Source organism: Streptomyces sp. NBC_01210 (assembly GCF_036010325.1).
Classification (GTDB): domain Bacteria; phylum Actinomycetota; class Actinomycetes; order Streptomycetales; family Streptomycetaceae; genus Streptomyces.
Map to the genome: position 1 here is coordinate 2,889,091 of NZ_CP108549.1, position 16,363 is coordinate 2,905,453.

At 69.0% G+C, this 16,363-nt stretch carries 14 protein-coding genes and 2 pseudogenes; 4 read left to right on the forward strand and 12 right to left on the reverse strand.

Translation table 11 applies throughout. The features are described 5' to 3' along the window. Positions 1-6: 6 nt before the first annotated feature. Positions 7-228, forward strand: coding sequence for an FmdB family zinc ribbon protein (locus OG735_RS13090; RefSeq protein ID WP_327323345.1), 222 nt, complete (start codon positions 7-9; stop codon positions 226-228). 141 nt (positions 229-369) lie between these two features. On the opposite strand, the gene OG735_RS13095 is transcribed toward OG735_RS13090, so the two are convergent. From OG735_RS13095 to OG735_RS13105, 3 genes are read right to left on the reverse strand one after another with little or no spacing between them, the layout of a single operon-like run. Continuing rightward, positions 370-1,197 (reverse strand): HAD family hydrolase, encoded by an 828-nt coding sequence (locus OG735_RS13095; RefSeq protein ID WP_327323346.1) that lies wholly within the window; start codon positions 1,195-1,197, stop codon positions 370-372. Beyond that, entirely contained in the window at positions 1,194-4,295 is a 3,102-nt protein-coding gene (locus OG735_RS13100; protein WP_442812419.1) for a phosphoribosyltransferase, read from the reverse strand. The genes OG735_RS13095 and OG735_RS13100 overlap by 4 nt, the downstream gene beginning before the upstream one ends. Before the next feature lie 25 nt (positions 4,296-4,320). Continuing rightward, complete coding sequence (locus OG735_RS13105; protein WP_327323348.1) at positions 4,321-5,484, reverse strand: HpcH/HpaI aldolase/citrate lyase family protein; 1,164 nt, start codon at positions 5,482-5,484, stop codon at positions 4,321-4,323. Between the two features lie 177 nt (positions 5,485-5,661). Here OG735_RS13105 and OG735_RS13110 point away from each other — a divergent pair, with 177 nt between their 5' ends. Further along, the gene (locus OG735_RS13110) at positions 5,662-6,471 is read left to right on the forward strand and encodes a TerD family protein (RefSeq protein WP_327323349.1); all 810 of its coding nucleotides are present in this window, start codon (positions 5,662-5,664) and stop codon (positions 6,469-6,471) included. A gap of 16 nt (positions 6,472-6,487) precedes the next feature. On the opposite strand, the gene OG735_RS13115 is transcribed toward OG735_RS13110, so the two are convergent. From OG735_RS13115 to OG735_RS13140, 6 genes are all read right to left on the reverse strand, one after another. Beyond that, positions 6,488-7,225: a TerD family protein gene (locus tag OG735_RS13115; RefSeq protein WP_327323350.1), complete on the reverse strand. Its 738-nt coding sequence runs from the start codon at positions 7,223-7,225 to the stop codon at positions 6,488-6,490. 97 nt (positions 7,226-7,322) lie between these two features. Beyond that, complete coding sequence (locus OG735_RS13120) at positions 7,323-8,450, reverse strand: DUF475 domain-containing protein (protein ID WP_327323351.1); 1,128 nt, start codon at positions 8,448-8,450, stop codon at positions 7,323-7,325. Positions 8,451-8,519: 69 nt separating this feature from the next. Then, positions 8,520-9,095, reverse strand: coding sequence for a TerD family protein (locus tag OG735_RS13125; protein WP_327323352.1), 576 nt, complete (start codon positions 9,093-9,095; stop codon positions 8,520-8,522). Between the two features lie 124 nt (positions 9,096-9,219). Further along, a complete protein-coding gene (locus tag OG735_RS13130; RefSeq protein WP_142216883.1) occupies positions 9,220-9,795 on the reverse strand; it encodes a TerD family protein in 576 nt (191 codons plus the stop codon). A gap of 123 nt (positions 9,796-9,918) precedes the next feature. Beyond that, on the reverse strand, positions 9,919-10,377 hold the full coding sequence (locus OG735_RS13135; RefSeq protein WP_327323353.1) for a peroxiredoxin: 459 nt from the start codon (positions 10,375-10,377) through the stop codon (positions 9,919-9,921). Between the two features lie 111 nt (positions 10,378-10,488). Next, positions 10,489-10,917, reverse strand: coding sequence for a DUF3052 domain-containing protein (locus OG735_RS13140; protein WP_326649708.1), 429 nt, complete (start codon positions 10,915-10,917; stop codon positions 10,489-10,491). Positions 10,918-11,374: 457 nt separating this feature from the next. Between OG735_RS13140 and aceE the strand changes: the two genes are divergently transcribed. Both aceE and OG735_RS13150 read left to right on the forward strand, forming a co-directional pair. Next, positions 11,375-14,107, forward strand: coding sequence for a pyruvate dehydrogenase (acetyl-transferring), homodimeric type (aceE, locus tag OG735_RS13145; protein ID WP_327323354.1), 2,733 nt, complete (start codon positions 11,375-11,377; stop codon positions 14,105-14,107). A 96-nt stretch (positions 14,108-14,203) separates the two neighbouring features. Continuing rightward, positions 14,204-14,980: pseudogene (locus tag OG735_RS13150) on the forward strand (potassium channel family protein); the annotation flags it as partial. A gap of 313 nt (positions 14,981-15,293) precedes the next feature. On the opposite strand, the gene OG735_RS13155 reads toward OG735_RS13150, so the two are convergent. The 3 genes and pseudogenes from OG735_RS13155 to OG735_RS13165 all read right to left on the reverse strand — a co-directional run. Further along, entirely contained in the window at positions 15,294-15,602 is a 309-nt protein-coding gene (locus tag OG735_RS13155; RefSeq protein ID WP_327323355.1) for a small hydrophobic protein, read from the reverse strand. Between the two features lie 48 nt (positions 15,603-15,650). Beyond that, entirely contained in the window at positions 15,651-16,022 is a 372-nt protein-coding gene (locus tag OG735_RS13160) for a peptidase inhibitor family I36 protein (protein WP_327328298.1), read from the reverse strand. 161 nt (positions 16,023-16,183) lie between these two features. After that, positions 16,184-16,345: pseudogene (locus tag OG735_RS13165) on the reverse strand (MFS transporter); the annotation flags it as partial. Positions 16,346-16,363: the final 18 nt, after the last annotated feature.

Below are 16,363 nucleotides of genomic sequence, written 5' to 3' on the forward strand. Positions count from 1 at the left end.
GGGGCAATGCCTCGTTACGAATACCGCTGCCGAACCTGCGGCGACACCTTTGAAGTGAACCGCCCGATGGCCCAGTCCTCCGATCCGGCGAACTGCCCGGACGGCCATGAGGACACGGTCAAGCTGCTCTCGGCGGTCGCCGTGGGTGGTACGAAGTCCGCGCCGGCGGCCGCGTCCAACGGCGGGGGTGGCGGCGGGGGTTGCTGCGGAGGCGGCTGCTGCGGCTGACCCCCACCGGGCTCAGGCCCCCGAACTCGGACCGCCCGGCTCGGAGCGCCTGACACGGCCCACCGAGCTCGGACCCGCCCGACACGGCCCACCGAGCTCGGACCCGCCCGACACGGCGAGCTCGGACCGCCGCATCGCCCGCTAGCCGAGCCTCCGCAGGAAGCGGCGCAGGATCTCCTCACCCGCCGCCACGCCCTTCTCCGCGAGTACGTCGGTGTTCGGGGCGGTCCAGCCGCTGTCGGCCAGCTCGCCGTGGCCGGGCCGCCAGGCGTGGTCCGCGGCGAGGAGCAGATCGGCGTCGAGGAGGGAGTCGCCGGCCGCGAGGATCCGCTCCGACCCGGTGCGGCGCGCCACTTCGCGCACCGCCGCGCTCTTGCTGAGCGGCTGCGGCACGGCGTAGATCTTGCGTCCCTGGAGCGAGACGGTCCAGCCGCGGCCCTCGGCCCACTCGGCAAGCTCCTTCACCCAGCCCTCGGGCAGCAGCGTGCGCTCGACGACGAGATAGGCGAAGAGGTCTTCGGCGATCCGCTCCTTGAGCAGCCAGGCAGGGTCGGCGGCGGCGATGAGATGGGCGCGGACCTCGGCGAGCGAGGCGCACTCGTCGGCGAGCGTGGCCGCCACCTGCCGCTGCCAGTCCCGGTCGGAGACGCCGTCGACGAGGAGGTGCCCGCCGTTGGCGCAGATCGCGAACTCCGGTGCGGGCCCGGGGAGATGGATGCGGTGGTACTGCTCGCGGGTGCGGGTGGTGGTCGGTACGAAGACGCTGTCGGCGGCGAGCTGCGTCAGCAGACCGGCGGCGGTTTCGGTGAGATACGACAGCGGCTTGCTCTCGTACACCTCGACGCAGAGGAGTCGGGGTGCGTCCGCGTCGGGCATGGGGAGCTGGAGGGCGGCGGCGGAGTAGATCAGGGTGCGGTCGAGATCGCTCGCGACGAGGGTGCTCGCTGCGGTGGTCTGCGGGGTGCTCACAGGGCCGACACCGCCTTGCCGTCCGCGCCGGTCGCTCCGCGGGTGTACTGCGGATGGATCAACCCCACACATGTGTACGGGAGTTCGTCCACCTCCTCGACCGGTACGCCGCGCTGCTCGGCGAGCAGCCGCACATGGAGGAGGTCGGCGCCCGCGCCGCGCTTGGCGAGGATCTTCCAGGGGACGCGGCGCAGCAGGACGCGGGTCGTCTCGCCGACACCCGGCTTGACCAGGTTCACATCGTGGATGCCGTACTCCTCACTGATCCGTTCGACGGCGGCCCAGCCCTCCCAGGTGGGCGCGCGGTCGGCCGACAGCAGTTCCTTGACCTCGGCGTCGACGGCGTCCACGACCTCGTCGAAGCGGGCGGCAACGGTGTCCAGGAAGTGTTCCGAGACATCGCCGTCGGCGAGCTCGCGGTAGAACTTGGCGCCGTGGAAGTCGTGCGGGCCGATGAGGTCGGCGCGCAGGACCGTACGCGATATCAGGCCGGAGACAGTGGAGTTGAGGCAGGCGGAGGGGATGAGGAAGTCCTCGCGGGTGCCGTAGGTGCGGACGCAGCCGCCGGGGTCGGCGAGGACCGCGATCTCCGGATTGAAGCCCTCGCCCCCCTGAGTTTCTTTATGGGCCTTGAGGGCATCGGCCAGTTCGCGGGTGATCGCACCCTTGCCGGTCCAGCCGTCGACGAAGACGACGTCGGCCGGGTCGTGGTGCTCCTTGAGCCAGCGCAGGGCGTTGGTGTCGATACCGCGGCCGCGCACGATGGAGACGGCGTAGTGCGGGAGGTCCAGGCCGTGCCGGTGCTGGGCCCAGCGGCGCATCAGTACGCCTACGGGGGTGCCGGCGCGGGCCAGCGAGACAAGCACGGGGCGCGGTGAACGCTCGGCGAGGACGGTCTCGGTGACAGTGCCGACGGCGCGGGCGATACGGGCCGCGGAGGTCTCCAGCGCGGCCTTGAAGAGCTCCTGGTACTGGGCGCTGGGCTGGTACTCGACGGGCAGCGACTCGGCGTAGTGCGCACCGCCGCTCTGTATCGCCTCCTCGCGCTCCTCCGTGGGGGCCTCCAGCTCGGCGTCCGAGAGGTCCTGGAGCAGCCAGCCGACGTCTTCGGGGGCGTACGAGGAGAAGGCGGGGCCGCGGAGGGGCTCGGGCAGCATGAAGGCCCTTTCGGATACATCGGGTACGTCGGATACATCGGGGACGTACGAGGGGACGACGGCCAGCACGACATGCGGAGCGTGCTCGGAGAGCCGGGCCAACAGGCCGTCGGGGGCGTGCAGTTGGGGCGTGTCGGCGGCCGAGTCGACGACTGCGACAACAGCGTCGAAGCCGGCGCCTGCGACGTTGTAGGCGTACCGCTCGCCGGGACCGTCGGCGGGGTCGTCGTGGGCGGGAAAGACAAGGCGACTGCGTATGGCATAGCCGGGATCGTCGACGGCGAGGACGGGCGAGCGGGTGGTGGTGGAGTACCGGACGTCGGCGTCGAGCACCTGCTCAATGGCGGTGCCGAGCCGGAGGGGCGCGTACATCAACTCCTCGAACCCGAGGACGAGTACGCGTGGCCGGGCCTTCCCGTCGGCGACGTCGTCCGACGCTGCGGCCGGGCGCGCGCCGTTTGCGGAGTGGGACGCGTCCGCGGCCAGGCGGGCGCCGTTTGCGGGCACGCCGGAGGCGACCGGGCGAGCGTCCGCGCGAGCCGCGTCCGCGTCGCCCGAGTGGCTCGCGATGCCCGCGAGGCGAGCCCGATCGCCCGCGCGTACGGCCTCCGCGGCAGGGCTCGCGCCGTTTGCCGCTCCGGCAGCGTCCGCGCCAAGACTCCCGCCGCCCGCCGCACCCGCAGCGTGCGCCGTGGCCACGGCGTGACCGCCGGCCGGGTCCGCCGCGTCCGCCGTCGCGCCGCCCGCAGTGCGAGCCCGATCGCCCGCGCGTACCGCCTCCGCGCCAAGACTCCCGCCGCCCGCCGCACCCGCAGCGTCCGCCGTGGCCACGGCGTGACCGCCGGCGGGGCGGGTCGGAGCCGCGCCCTGTCGGGCGGCCCGGACACCGAGCGCCTCGGCCAGGCGCGCGGCCATGCCCGGCAGGGCGGCCTCCAGCTGCTCGCGGTGGTCCGGCGTGAAGCCGTGCCGCCCACCGTCGGGCACGCCCGCCGGCCAGTCCAGCTCCACGCGCACCACGGCGTGCGCCGCCGACTGCCCGGCCTCCTCCGGCGCGCCCGCGCCGGAACCGTCACCGCCAGGCACAGGCCGGCCACTCTCCGCGCAGGACTCCACCGCGTCGGGGCGCGAACCCGCACCCGCCTCCGCGCCGCGCGGCGACACGTCGTCGCGCGCCTCGGGGACGCTCGTCCCAGCCACCTCCGAGACGCCCGGGACCACACGGCCCGCCGCGGAGTCGCCACCCTCCTCGTACTGCGCCACCAGCGCCCGTCCCTTCTCCAGGACGCCCTCCGGCAGCTTCACCGTCCCCGAAGCCAGTGCCACCAGATCGACCCGCGCGCCGATCTCCTCCGCGAAATCCGTCAAACGGCTCCGGTCCCGCTCCGAGCGCATGTCGACCAGCGCCACGATCACATACCGGTCCCGCGGATACCGCTCGTGCAGGTCGCGGATCGTGTTCAGCACGGTGTTGCCCGTCGAGAACTCGTCGTCCACCAGGACCAGCGGGCCCTCACCCGCCAGCAGCCGTGGGTTCTCCGGCAGCAGGAGGTGGGAGGTCGCGTGGGAGTGGGACTCCTCGAAGCCGCCCGCCCGCGACACTCCCTCGACCGGGCGGCGCGTGGAGTGCAGATACGGCGCCAGGCCCAGGCCGTCCGCCACCGAGTGGCCCAGGCCCGTCGCCGTCTCCGCGTATCCCAGGACCATCGCGCGGGCCGCCTCGGTGTCGCCGAGCAGATCGCGCACCCGACGTCCGAGCCCGTATCCCGCGCCGTACACCACTGCCGGCGACTGCGGCACATGCTTGCCCAGCACGTTCGACACCAGCAGATGCGCCCGCTTGGGATTGCGGCGCAGGGCCAGTCCCAACAGGCCGCTCAGCGTCTCGTCTCCCACGAGACCGACGCCCAGCCGCTCAGCGACCCACGTTCCCGACCACACCACGCTTACAGTCTCTTCCCTCGTCATGTCAGCCGGAGAGCCCGGCCGTGAGCAGCTCCACGAAGCCGACCTCTTCCTTGGCCACGCCGAAGACCTCGGCACGCAGCAGCGTGCGCTCGGCCCAGGCCCGGTGGGGCTTCACTTCGTTCATCTTGTTCGTGTACGCGGAACGCATCACGCCTCCGCCGCCCCGCTCCGGCTGCACGATGTCCTGCGCGTCGCTGAACTCCTCGTGACTGACCACCGACAGTGCGTGCACGGGCAGCACATGCGAGGGGTGGATGCAGGTCTTGCCCTGCAGGCCGTTGGCCCGGTCCAGCTCGATCTCACGGAGCAGACCGTCCAGGTCGTGCTCGATGAGCGTGGCGCGCAGTTCCTCCGCCCGTCCCTCCATGAAGGGGCTTCGGCGCAACTGAGGCTTGAACATGCGCTCCTGGAGCCGGAAGTACTCCCACACCGGCCCGGTCACCGTGAAGCCGGTGCCGTCCGCGCGTCCCAGGACGTTCACGACGTCGGCGATGACCGCGGCGACGATCTGGACGTCGTACGCGGTCATATCGGGCGACCGGCGCAGCCCGTAGGCCGAGCAGAAGTCCGTGACGCCGAGTCGCAGCGCCAGGACCCGCTCGCGGTACTTGTCCACGGTGCGGGCGATCCCGGCGAGCGTCTCGGTGCGGGTTTCGAGGTGGAGCAGGCTGGGAGATTCCAGTACGGGCATGGCAAAGAGCCGCTGTCCGCTCGCTGATTCCGCGGAAGCGAGCGCCTCCAGGAACGGAACGCCCCGCTCTTCCGTGAACTTCGGTAGTACAAATCCGGTCAGTCTCCGGACCGAGGGGCCGAGCCGGTACACCAGATCCGGAATCTGCCCGGGTTCGCGGACCCGAATGAAGAGCAGTGGCAGCTCCGCGTCACGCGCGTCGAGGTCGGCGAACTGCCGGACCAGGTTCTCCTCGGCCTCCGCGACTTCCGCGTCGTCGATGGAATCCTCCAGGCAGAGGACCATGGAGACGACTCCGCGGCCGATCTGCTTGAGCACGTCGTCGGCGAGCTTCGGACGGGTGGCCGGGCTGTAGAGCGTGGCGCCGAGCGCGGTGGCGAGCAAGCGGGCAGGGGAGGCTGCCGTGAATTCACACGGTTCCCGATGGAAGAGACTGTCCCTGACAGCAGGCGAAAGATGCCCGAAGTGACGCATTTGTTTCCCCCGTACTGCCTTGGCGGCCCAACTGACGTGGCCGGTAATAGTACGTACGACTGTGTGTCAAGAGTTCCCCAAGTCCATGAATTCCAGGTAACCCGCTTGCACCATGCCCATGTCCTGGCCGGAGAACAAGGGGCCCCGCGTTGTCCGCACGGCCACCGGGAAGGCAGGATGACGGATATGACGCACGCGATGCTGAAGGGTTCGAACGCCCCTCTCGATGCCATGGCCGTACGGGCCGTGCTGCGCTGGACCCCGGGCGCCGGGGTCCCCGACGTGGACGCCTCGGCCCTGTTGCTCGGCCAGGACGGCCGTGTGCGCTCCGACGAGGACTTCGTCTTCTACAACCAGCCGCGCCATCCTTCGGGTTTGGTGCGGCGGCTGCCCAAGAAGCGCATCGCTGAGTGGCTGACCGACACCGTCGAGGCGGATCTCGCGGCCCTCGACCCGTCGGTCGACCAGGTGGTGCTCGCCGCCTCCTCCGACGGCGACACCTTCCAGCATGTACGGGATCTGCGAATACTGCTCTACGACGCCGCCCTGGCCGACAGCGACCCGCTGGCCGTCTTCGATGTGAAGCCGGAGACCGGCGAGGAGACCGCGATCATCTGCGGTGAGCTCTACCGGCGCGGGGACGGCTGGAAGTTCCGCGCGGTCGCGCAGGGCTATCCGACCGGGCTGGTCGGCCTGGCCACGGCGTTCGGTATTTCGGTGGACGAGGCGGAGGCGGCGGCCGAGCCGTCCGCGCAGCCCGAGCCGCAGCCGCCGGCCCAGCCATCCGTACAGCCGGCGTCCGCGCCCCCGGCGCAGCCCGCTTACGGCTACCCGCAGCCGGCCGCGGCGCAGCCCGCTTACGGCTACCCGCAGCCCGCCACGAACCAGCCCGCTTACGGCTACCCACAGCCCGCCGCCGCGGCCGCGCACGCTCCTGACCCGAACTTCCGGCTGCCGCCGATGGGCCCGCAGTTCATCCGTTCCTGAGCCGCGGGCAGCCGCCTCAGACCCGGTTCTTGTAGCCGCGGCCCCATTGCAGGCCCCACCCGTACAGCCGGTCGAGCTCCGCCTGGAATCCGTACACGAACTTCACCTCACGGCGCACGATCAGCTCGCCCTTGACGTTCTCCATGGAGAACACCGCACACGAACGGGCCTGTGGCGCGCGCTCGTCGAGCTCTATCTCCACCCGCGGGCCGTTGCTCGGGTAGAGCGTCACATGCGCGTGCGTACGGTCGAAGGCCGGCGTCTGGTCGTAGATGTAGGCGAAGAACAGCAGCCGCTTGATCGACTCGCGGTGGTCGAGATTGACGTAGAGCGTCTCACCCGAGGGAGAGCCGAACCGGTCGTCGCCGCTGAGCTTCACATAGGGCGGCTCGTTGATGCTGCCGAAAAAGCTGCCCAGCGGCTGCACCACGCCCTTGCTGCCGTCCGTCAGTTCGTACAGACAGCCGAGGTCGAGGTCCACGTTGACCACGCCCTGAGTGTGCGCCTGGACCACATCGGGCTGGAAGAGCTTGAAAGGGTGGCGCAGCAGTCTGCCGCTCTGCTTGGACCTGCCCTCGATATCGGATGTGCGCATCCGCCAGGAGAGGTTGACGCGCAGATTGCCGGTGGCCGCGCCCTGCTTGGTGAGCGAGACCGTCGGGTGCCGTTTGGTCAGCTCGATGGAATTCGTCGCGGCACTGCCCGAGTCGAACTGCGGTGACCGCCCCCGCCACAGGTTGCCCCAGAAGGCCATACCCCACCCCCACACGCGTCGATGAGCCCCGCGGGGCGGCGCCGAGGCCGGTGCCTCGGAGCCGCCCCGCTCAGAGCGTTCCTCAATCCTTGCCGGGTCACACCCCGTCAGGAGCGTCCTGTGGGTCGATTCCCTGGGCGGCGAGCGCGCTGTTGCGGCGCACCGAGGACCAGAACGACCAGGCGATCAGTACGACGCCGACCAGACCGGTGATGATCTCGTTGATCTGGTACTGGATGGTGACGAGCAGAATCACGGCGAGCGCGCCGATCGCGTAGTGCGCGCCGTGCTCCAGGTAGACGTAGTCGTCGAGGGTTCCCTGGCGGACCAGGTAGACCGTGAGCGAACGGACGTACATGGCGCCGATACCGAGGCCGAGCGCCATCAGCACGATGTCGTTGGTGATGGCGAAGGCGCCGATGACACCGTCGAACGAGAAGGACGCGTCCAGGACCTCGAGGTAGAGGAACATGAAGAACGCGGCCTTGCCCGCCATCACAACGGCCGAGACCGGCTTGCCGGCCTTCTTGGCCTCTTCCTCGGCCTCGTGCTCGCGCTCCTCTTCCTCCTCGAGCCTGTTCTCGAAGAAGCCGGAGAGCCCGCCGACGACCAGATACGTGATCAGACCGGCGATACCGGAGATCAGCACCGTCTGGGCCTTGTCCGCGTGCCCGGCGTGCTGGTGGGCGTTGACGGCGAAGGTCATCGAGGTGACCAACAGCACGATCAGGGCGATGCAGACCGACAGCATGTCGACCTTGCCGAGCTTGGCCAGCGGCCGCTCCAGCCACGCCAGCCACTTGATGTCACGCTCCTCGAAGACGAAGTCGAGGAAGATCATCAGCAGGAACATACCGCCGAAGGCCGCGATCGACGGGTGCGCGTCGGTGACCAACTGCTCATAGCGTTCAGGCTGGTTGAACGCCAGGTCCACGGCCTCTAGCGGGCCCAGCTTGGCGCTGATGGCGACGATGACGACAGGGAAGACCAGTCGCATACCGAACACGGCGATGAGCACGCCGACCGTGAGGAAGATCTTCTGCCAGAAGGCACTCATCTTCTTCAGGATTCCGGCGTTGACCACCGCATTGTCGAAGGACAGCGAGATTTCGAGGATGGACAGGATCAGGACGACCCCGAACGCGGTCCACCCGCCGTAGAGCACCGCTGCGACCAGGCCGAGCGCGGTGACCGCGAACGACCAGCCGAAGGTTTTCAGAACCACTGGTACCCAATCGTGTAGTACGGGTCGCCCCCGCACCAAGTCCGGGTTTCCCCATTCCAGTGCGCGGCTTTACGAAACGTTGACCCCGAAGTCTAGAGCGATGCCTCGGAGCCCCGACGCGTACCCCTGCCCCACTGCACGGAACTTCCACTCGCCCCCGTAGCGGTAGAGCTCGCCGAAGATCATCGCGGTCTCGGTCGAGGCGTCCTCGCTCAGGTCGTAGCGGGCGAGCTCCTGGCCGTCCGCCTGATTGGCCACCCGGATGAAGGCGTTGCTGACCTGCCCGAACGTCTGGCCTCGGTTGTCGGCCTCATGGATGGAGACCGGGAAGACGATCTTGTCGACATGGTCCGGCACCTTGGAGAGGTCCACCAGCAGCGACTCGTCGTCGCCTTCGCCCTCGCCCGTGAGGTTGTCACCGGTGTGCTCGACGGAGCCGTCGGGGCTCTTGAGGTTGTTGTAGAAGACAAACCACTCGTCGCCGAGTACCCGGCCGGACTGGCAGAGCAGTGCGCTGGCATCGAGGTCGAAGGGCGCTCCGGTGGTGGAGCGCGCGTCCCAGCCGAGCCCTACCAGCACCTGCGTGAGGTTCGGTGCGGCCTTGGAGAGGGAGACATTGCCTCCCTTGGCGAGCGTGACGCCCATGATCGTGGGTCCTCCCCTGGATGACGTGTTGCGAGGTTCTGCGGGTTTCGCGGTTCTGCGGGTGTTCAGGCACGTCCGGCGCCGCACGGAGATGTGCGGCGCCGGAAGCGGAGATGCTGCTGGCTCAGACGTTCACACCGAAGTCCTGCGCGATACCGCGCAGGCCTGAGGCGTACCCCTGGCCGATGGCACGGAACTTCCACTCCGCGCCGTTGCGGTAGAGCTCGCCGAAGACCATCGCGGTCTCGGTCGAGGCGTCCTCGCTCAGGTCGTAGCGGGCCAGTTCGTTGTTGTCGGCCTGGTTGACGACGCGGATGAACGCGTTGCGCACCTGGCCGAAGGACTGCTGGCGGCTCTCGGCCTCGTAGATCGAGACCGGGAACACGATCTTGTCGACGTCGGCGGGCACCGAGGCGAGGTTGACCTTGATCTGCTCGTCGTCTCCCTCGCCCTCACCCGTGAGGTTGTCGCCGGTGTGCTCGACAGAGCCGTCGGGGCTCTTGAGGTTGTTGAAGAAGACGAAGTTGCCGTCGTTGGCGACCTTGCCCTCGGCGTTGGTCAGCAGGGCGCTGGCGTCGAGGTCGAAGTCGGTGCCGGTGGTGCTGCGTGCGTCCCAGCCCAGGCCCACGGTGACCGCGGTCAGGTTGGGCGCGGCCTTGGTCAGCGAGACGTTGCCGCCCTTGCTGAGGCTGACTCCCACGAGTCCCTCCATTGGTTTTCAGGGGCAGCGCCCCCGTAGTGCGTTGGTATCGGATCAACGAATGGATCCTAGTGACCGGTTCCCGCGCAAAACACCCTTTGGCGCGGGAGGTCGCCCGATGAATCAGAGGGTGTCCAGCGCCTTGATGTACTCGTTCAGATCGCGGGCGTCCGGCAGGCCGTTCACGACGGTCCAGCGGACCACGCCCTCCTTGTCGATGATGAAGGTTCCGCGCACGGCGCATCCCTTCTCCTCGTCGAAGACGCCGTACGCACGCGAGGTCTCGCCGTGCGGCCAGAAGTCCGAGAGCAGCGGGTACTCGAGGCCCTCCTGCTCGGCGAAGACGCGCAGCGTGTGGATCGAGTCGTTGGAGACCGCGAGCAGCTGGGTGTCGTCGTTGACGAACGAGGGCAGTTCGTCACGGAGCGCGCAGAGCTCGCCCGTGCACACACCGGTGAACGCGAAGGGATAGAAGAGGAGCACCACGTTCTTCTCGCCGCGGAAGTCGGCGAGCCGCACGGTCCGGCCGTGGTTGTCCTTCAGCTCGAAATCCGGGGCCTTGGTGCCGACCTCGATCGCCATGACGGTGCTTCCCTTCGCTGAGCCGAGCCGGGTGGTCCGTTCGGGTGGTGTCCACCCTACGCAGAGACCCCCGCCGACATATGTCGACGGGGGCCTTCGGGCGTTGGGCGCTCAGCGCTTGGACTTGGGTGCGCTCAGCCGGGTGCCCGACCAGTCCTTGCCCGCGTTGATGCTCTTGGTCTGGGAAAGACCGGAGGTCTGCGCGGCTTCGTTGATGTCGCTCGGCTCGATGTAACCGTCCCTGCCGGTCTTCGGCGTAAGCAACCAGATGTCGCCGCCCTCGTCGAGCAGGCCGATGGCGTCCACCAGCGCGTCCGTAAGGTCGCCGTCGTCGTCACGGAACCAGAGCACGACGACGTCTGCGACGTCCTCGTAGTCCTCATCGACGAGTTCCTGGCCGATTACAGCCTCGATGCCCTCACGGAGTTCCTGCTCGACGTCATCGTCGTAGCCGATCTCCTGGACCACCTGTCCGGGCTCGAACCCCAGCCTGACGGCCGGGTTGGTCCGCTCCTCCGCGTGGTCCGCGGTCGCGCTCACGGCTTGCCTCCTGATCATGTTTGGAAAATGCTGCAGCCCCGCGCGTGCGCGTGGCGTTGGCCGTAGTCCACACGGGCGGGACCGATCGCGCAAGTACCCGGCCGTGCAGACCGCCGAAACGGTGACGTTTGGGGCCGTCTCGACGCAACTCCAGGCACGCTCGGGCCCCTCTCATTGTGCTTGCCACACCATTCGACCATCTTTACGGCTTTTCCTCGCTTCGGTGCGCCCATCGGAGCCGAACAGCCGACCCAAACACATCGACGGCTTGGGCGTAAGGTTGCGATTTGCCCGAACCCGGAACCGTGGTTCGGGCCGGATGTCTCCGAGAACACGGGTTACCCCTCGGTAGAGATGACGTTTGCCCCGCCGCGGTACACGATGGAGCGGTGCGACAACGCGCAGACATCCCGTACGTCCCGTAGAGGCAGTGCCCCCCGAACAGCGAAGGAATAGCGTGGCTTCCGGATCCGATCGCAATCCGATCATCATTGGCGGCCTTCCCAGTCAGGTCCCGGACTTCGATCCTGAAGAGACCCAGGAGTGGCTGGACTCCCTCGACGCCGCCGTCGACGAGCGGGGCCGGGAGCGCGCCCGCTACCTGATGCTCCGCCTGATCGAGCGTGCCCGCGAGAGGCGCGTGGCCGTGCCCGAGATGCGCAGCACGGACTACGTCAACACCATCGCCACCAAGGACGAGCCGTTCTTCCCCGGCAACGAGGAGATCGAGCGCAAGATCCTCAACGCGACCCGCTGGAACGCCGCGGTGATGGTCTCCCGTGCGCAGCGCCCGGGCATCGGCGTCGGCGGGCACATCGCCACCTTCGCCTCCTCCGCGTCCCTCTACGACGTCGGCTTCAACCACTTCTTCCGCGGCAAGGACGAGGGCGACGGCGGCGACCAGATCTTCTTCCAGGGCCACGCGTCGCCCGGCATCTACGCCCGCGCGTTCCTGCTGGACCGGCTCAACGAGACCCAGCTCGACGCCTTCCGCCAGGAGAAGTCCAAGTTCCCGAACGGCCTGTCCAGCTACCCGCACCCGCGGCTGATGCCGGACTTCTGGGAGTTCCCGACCGTCTCGATGGGCCTCGGCCCGCTCGGCGCGATCTACCAGGCTCGGATGAACCGCTACATGGAGGCGCGCGGCATCGCGGACACCTCCAAGTCACACGTGTGGGCGTTCCTCGGCGACGGCGAGATGGACGAGCCCGAGTCGCTCGGCCAGCTCTCCATCGCCGCCCGTGAGGGCCTGGACAACCTGACCTTCGTCGTCAACTGCAACCTGCAGCGCCTCGACGGCCCCGTACGCGGCAACGGCAAGATCATCCAGGAGCTGGAGTCCCAGTTCCGCGGCGCCGGCTGGAACGTCATCAAGCTGGTCTGGGACCGCTCCTGGGACCCGCTGCTCGCGCAGGACCGCGACGGCATCCTGGTGAACAAGCTGAACACCACGCCGGACGGCCAGTTCCAGACGTACGCCACCGAGACCGGCGCGTACATCCGTGAGCACTTCTTCGGCAGCGACCAGCGGCTGCGCAAGATGGTCGAGGGCATGACCGACGAGCGGATCCTGCACCTGGGACGCGGCGGTCACGACCACAAGAAGGTCTACGCGGCATACACGGCGGCCAAGGAGCACAAGGGCCAGCCGACGGTGATCCTCGCGCAGACGATCAAGGGCTGGACGCTGGGTCCGAACTTCGAGGGCCGCAACGCGACCCACCAGATGAAGAAGCTGACGGTCGACGACCTCAAGCGCTTCCGCGACCGGCTGCACCTCCCGATCACGGACAAGCAGCTGGAGAGCGGCGCGCCGCCGTACTACCACCCGGGCCGGAACTCCGAAGAGATCCAGTACATGCACGACCACCGCAAGGCGTGCGGCGGCTATGTGCCGACCCGTGTGGTGCGCGCCAAGCCGCTGGCCCTGCCGGAGGACAAGACCTACGCCGCCGCCAAGAAGGGCTCGGGACAGCAGTCGATCGCCACGACCATGGCGTTCGTCCGCATCCTGAAGGACCTGATGCGGGACAAGGAGATCGGCAAGCGTTTCGTGCTGATCGCCCCCGACGAGTACCGCACCTTCGGTATGGACGCGTTCTTCCCGAGCGCCAAGATCTACAACCCGCTGGGCCAGCAGTACGAAGCGGTGGACCGCGAGCTGCTGCTCGCCTACAAGGAGTCACCGACCGGCCAGATGCTGCACGACGGCATCTCCGAGGCCGGCTGCACGGCATCGCTGATCGCCGCCGGTTCGGCGTACGCCACGCACGGCGAGCCGCTGATCCCGGTCTATGTCTTCTACTCGATGTTCGGTTTCCAGCGGACCGGCGACCAGTTCTGGCAGATGGCCGACCAGCTCGCGCGCGGCTTTGTGCTGGGTGCGACCGCGGGGCGTACGACTCTGACCGGTGAGGGTCTGCAGCACGCGGACGGCCACTCACAGCTGCTCGCCTCGACCAACCCGGGCTGTGTCGCGTACGACCCGGCCTTCGGCTACGAGATCGCGCACATCGTCAAGGACGGTCTGCGCCGGATGTACGGCCCGGACAGCGAGGACGTCTTCTACTACCTCACCGTCTACAACGAGCCGATCCAGCACCCGGCGGAGCCCGCCGATGTCGACGTCGACGGCATCCTCAAGGGCATCTACCGCTTCAAGGCGGGCGAGGCCGGTGCGATCCCCGCGCAGATCATGGCGTCCGGTGTGGCCGTGCCGTGGGCGGTCGAGGCTCAGCGGATCCTCGCCGAGGAGTGGAACGTCAAGGCCGACGTCTGGTCGGCGACGTCGTGGAACGAGCTGCGCCGTGAGGCCGTCGACGCGGAGCGGCACAATCTGCTCCACCCCGAGGAGGAGCAGCGCGTCCCGTACGTCACGCAGAAGCTGCAGAGCTCCGAGGGCCCGTTCGTGGCGGTCTCGGACTGGATGCGCTCGGTCCCTGACCAGATCTCGCGCTGGGTGCCCGGCACGTACCAGTCGCTGGGCGCGGACGGCTTCGGCTTCGCGGACACGCGTGGTGCGGCCCGTCGGTTCTTCCACATCGACGCGCAGTCGATCGTGCTCGCGGTGCTCACCGAGCTCGCGCGGGACGGCAAGGTCGACCGCTCGGTGCTGAAGCAGGCCGTGGACCGTTACCAGCTGCTGGATGTGGCGGCGGCGGACCCGGGCGCGGCCGGCGGCGACGCGTAAGCACATGGCTGGGTGAAGGGCGGCGGGACCCTTGGGGCTCCGCCGCCCTTCACATCGGGGGTCCGGGGCCGTCCCCCGGAAAAGCACAGCCCTACGATGCCTGGCATGAAGCAGCGAACAGCGCAGGTCCGGTGGGAAGAGCGCATGCAGACCCCCCTGCTTGCGCTGGCCCTGGCGTTCGCCGTCGCCTATGCCATACCGATCGTGACGCCCGACGCGAAGAGCTGGGTGCACACGGTCTGCATGGTCACCGAGTGGGTGGTGTGGGGCTCCTTCGCCGTCGACTACCTCGTGCGGCTGACGCTGGCGCCCGGCAAGATGCTGTTCGTACGCAGCCATCCGCTGGATCTGATCGCGGTGCTGCTGCCGCTGGTGCAGCCACTGCGGCTGCTGCGGGTCGTCTCCACGCTGCTGCTGGTGGGCCGGCGGGCCAGGATGGCGCCGCAGATCACGCTGACGACGTATGTCGGTGGCGCGGTGGTGGGGCTGATGATGTTCGGCTCGCTGGCCGTGCTCCATGTGGAGCGGGACGCGCCGGACGGGAACATCAAGACGCTGGGCGACGCGGTGTGGTGGTCGTTTACGACGATGACGACGGTCGGGTACGGCGATCACGCGCCGACGACCGGTCTGGGGCGGGTGCTCGCGGTCGGACTGATGCTCGCGGGGATCGCCCTGCTCGGTGTCGTAACCGCCAATATCGCGGCGTGGTTCATCTCCCGCTTCGAGCGGGACGACGCGGAGGAGCGCCGGCAGACGGCGCTGCTCGAAGCGCTGACCGCGGAGATCAGGCAGCTGCGGGCGGAGATCGGGCGGCTTTCGGGCGCGGCGGAGCCCGTTCCCGACGTGCTGTCGGGCCCGGCGGAACCCAGGCCCGGCGCGCTGCCGGGCGCAGCGGAACTCCGGCGCGACGTGCTGCCCGGCGCGGCAGAACCCGTTCCCGACCCGCTGCCCGGCGCAGCAGAACCCGTTCCCGACCCGCTGCCGGGCGCGGCAGAACCCGTTCCCGACCCGCTGCCGGGCGCGGCAGAGCCCGTTCCCGGCACGCTGCCGGTGCAGGAGGGCGTTGCTGCCGCGCCCGACAAGTCGGCGATCTGAGCGGTCACTTCGGCGGTCCGGTTTCCCCGGCCGCCCGGGGGCAGGTCCGTCCCGAGGCCGGGGTCGTCCTGCTGCCCTGGGGCAGCCGTCAGAACATGCCGTTGCCCATGGCTGACGCTCCTGCCAGCCAGACGATCGCCAGCACGGTGTCAATGGCACCGAGCACGACGCCGACCAGTGCCGGAACCGGCTGTGCGCCGTTCCAGCGGCGTCCCATGCCGAGCCAGCCGCAGACGATCGCGATCGGGCCGAGGATGATTCCCAGCACGAAGAATCCCGCGATCGCGCAGATCAGCCCGATGATTCCGAGTACCGCGCGGTCCGGCCCACTCCGCGACCACGTCCGGCCGCGTGAGCGAGGGTGCTTGCGCGTGGTGTGTCCGAAGCCCGCCATCATCACTCCCTGAGGTTGTCGAATCGGGGCCCGGACTGCGGGTACCCCGGTTCAGCGCTCCCAGACCTTGAAGGCCCTGATCCGATACGGGGATTGGGGCAACCAGGTGCCGCCGCCCGGGTAGGTCTCGAACTCGCCCGTCTCCTCGCACTCGGCCGACTGGTACGTGGTGACGGGCCGCCCGGTCCGGTTGGCCAGCGCCTCTGCCGTGGTGCCGGGCGGCAGCGGGACACAGCTCTCGATATCGGTGCCCGAGAGCTCATGGACCTGGCGTACGCCCTTGAAGTTCCCCTTCTCCCAGAGGCAGAGCTGGCCCGCCGCGCACTCCCCGAGGCGTGGCGGCGCGGCGGCGACAGTGGCCGCTGCCGTCTGCGGCGCCAGTACTGCTGCGGCCAGGAATCCGGCCGTGACGATCTTGCGCATATCGGTCAACCCCCGTGTCGTACGGATCACTTGACCGCACCCTGACCTGCGCTCGGCCCGTGGGGGAAGAGGGGCCCGAGCAGATCACCCGGATAGGCGACAGCCCCGCCGGGCGGGCCCGGCGGGGCTGTCGTACGCATGCGGTTGACGCGCGCTCGCCGTCAGATGTGGGCCGCGCCCGCACCCGCCTCGGCGTTCGCGCCACGCTTGGTCAGCAGCGCGACGAAGACCGCGACGACCGCCACACCCGCGGCGACCAGGCAGGCCAGGCCCATGCCGGAGATAAACGTGCCGTGCGCGACGCCGACGATCTTCTCGGCGATGGCGGGCATCGGCAGACT

Excerpts from the sequence above, each read along its gene's own strand:
- OG735_RS13090 (WP_327323345.1), top strand. The coding sequence starts at position 7 with ATGCCTCGTTACGAATACCGCTGCCGAACCTGCGGCGACACCTTTGAA.
- OG735_RS13105 (WP_327323348.1), bottom strand. The coding sequence starts at position 5,484 with ATGCGTCACTTCGGGCATCTTTCGCCTGCTGTCAGGGACAGTCTCTTC.
- OG735_RS13110 (WP_327323349.1), top strand. The coding sequence starts at position 5,662 with ATGACGGATATGACGCACGCGATGCTGAAGGGTTCGAACGCCCCTCTC.
- OG735_RS13115 (WP_327323350.1), bottom strand. The coding sequence starts at position 7,225 with ATGGCCTTCTGGGGCAACCTGTGGCGGGGGCGGTCACCGCAGTTCGAC.
- OG735_RS13125 (WP_327323352.1), bottom strand. The coding sequence starts at position 9,095 with ATGGGCGTCACGCTCGCCAAGGGAGGCAATGTCTCCCTCTCCAAGGCC.
- OG735_RS13135 (WP_327323353.1), bottom strand. The coding sequence starts at position 10,377 with ATGGCGATCGAGGTCGGCACCAAGGCCCCGGATTTCGAGCTGAAGGAC.
- OG735_RS13155 (WP_327323355.1), bottom strand. The coding sequence starts at position 15,602 with ATGATGGCGGGCTTCGGACACACCACGCGCAAGCACCCTCGCTCACGC.
- OG735_RS13160 (WP_327328298.1), bottom strand. The coding sequence starts at position 16,022 with ATGCGCAAGATCGTCACGGCCGGATTCCTGGCCGCAGCAGTACTGGCG.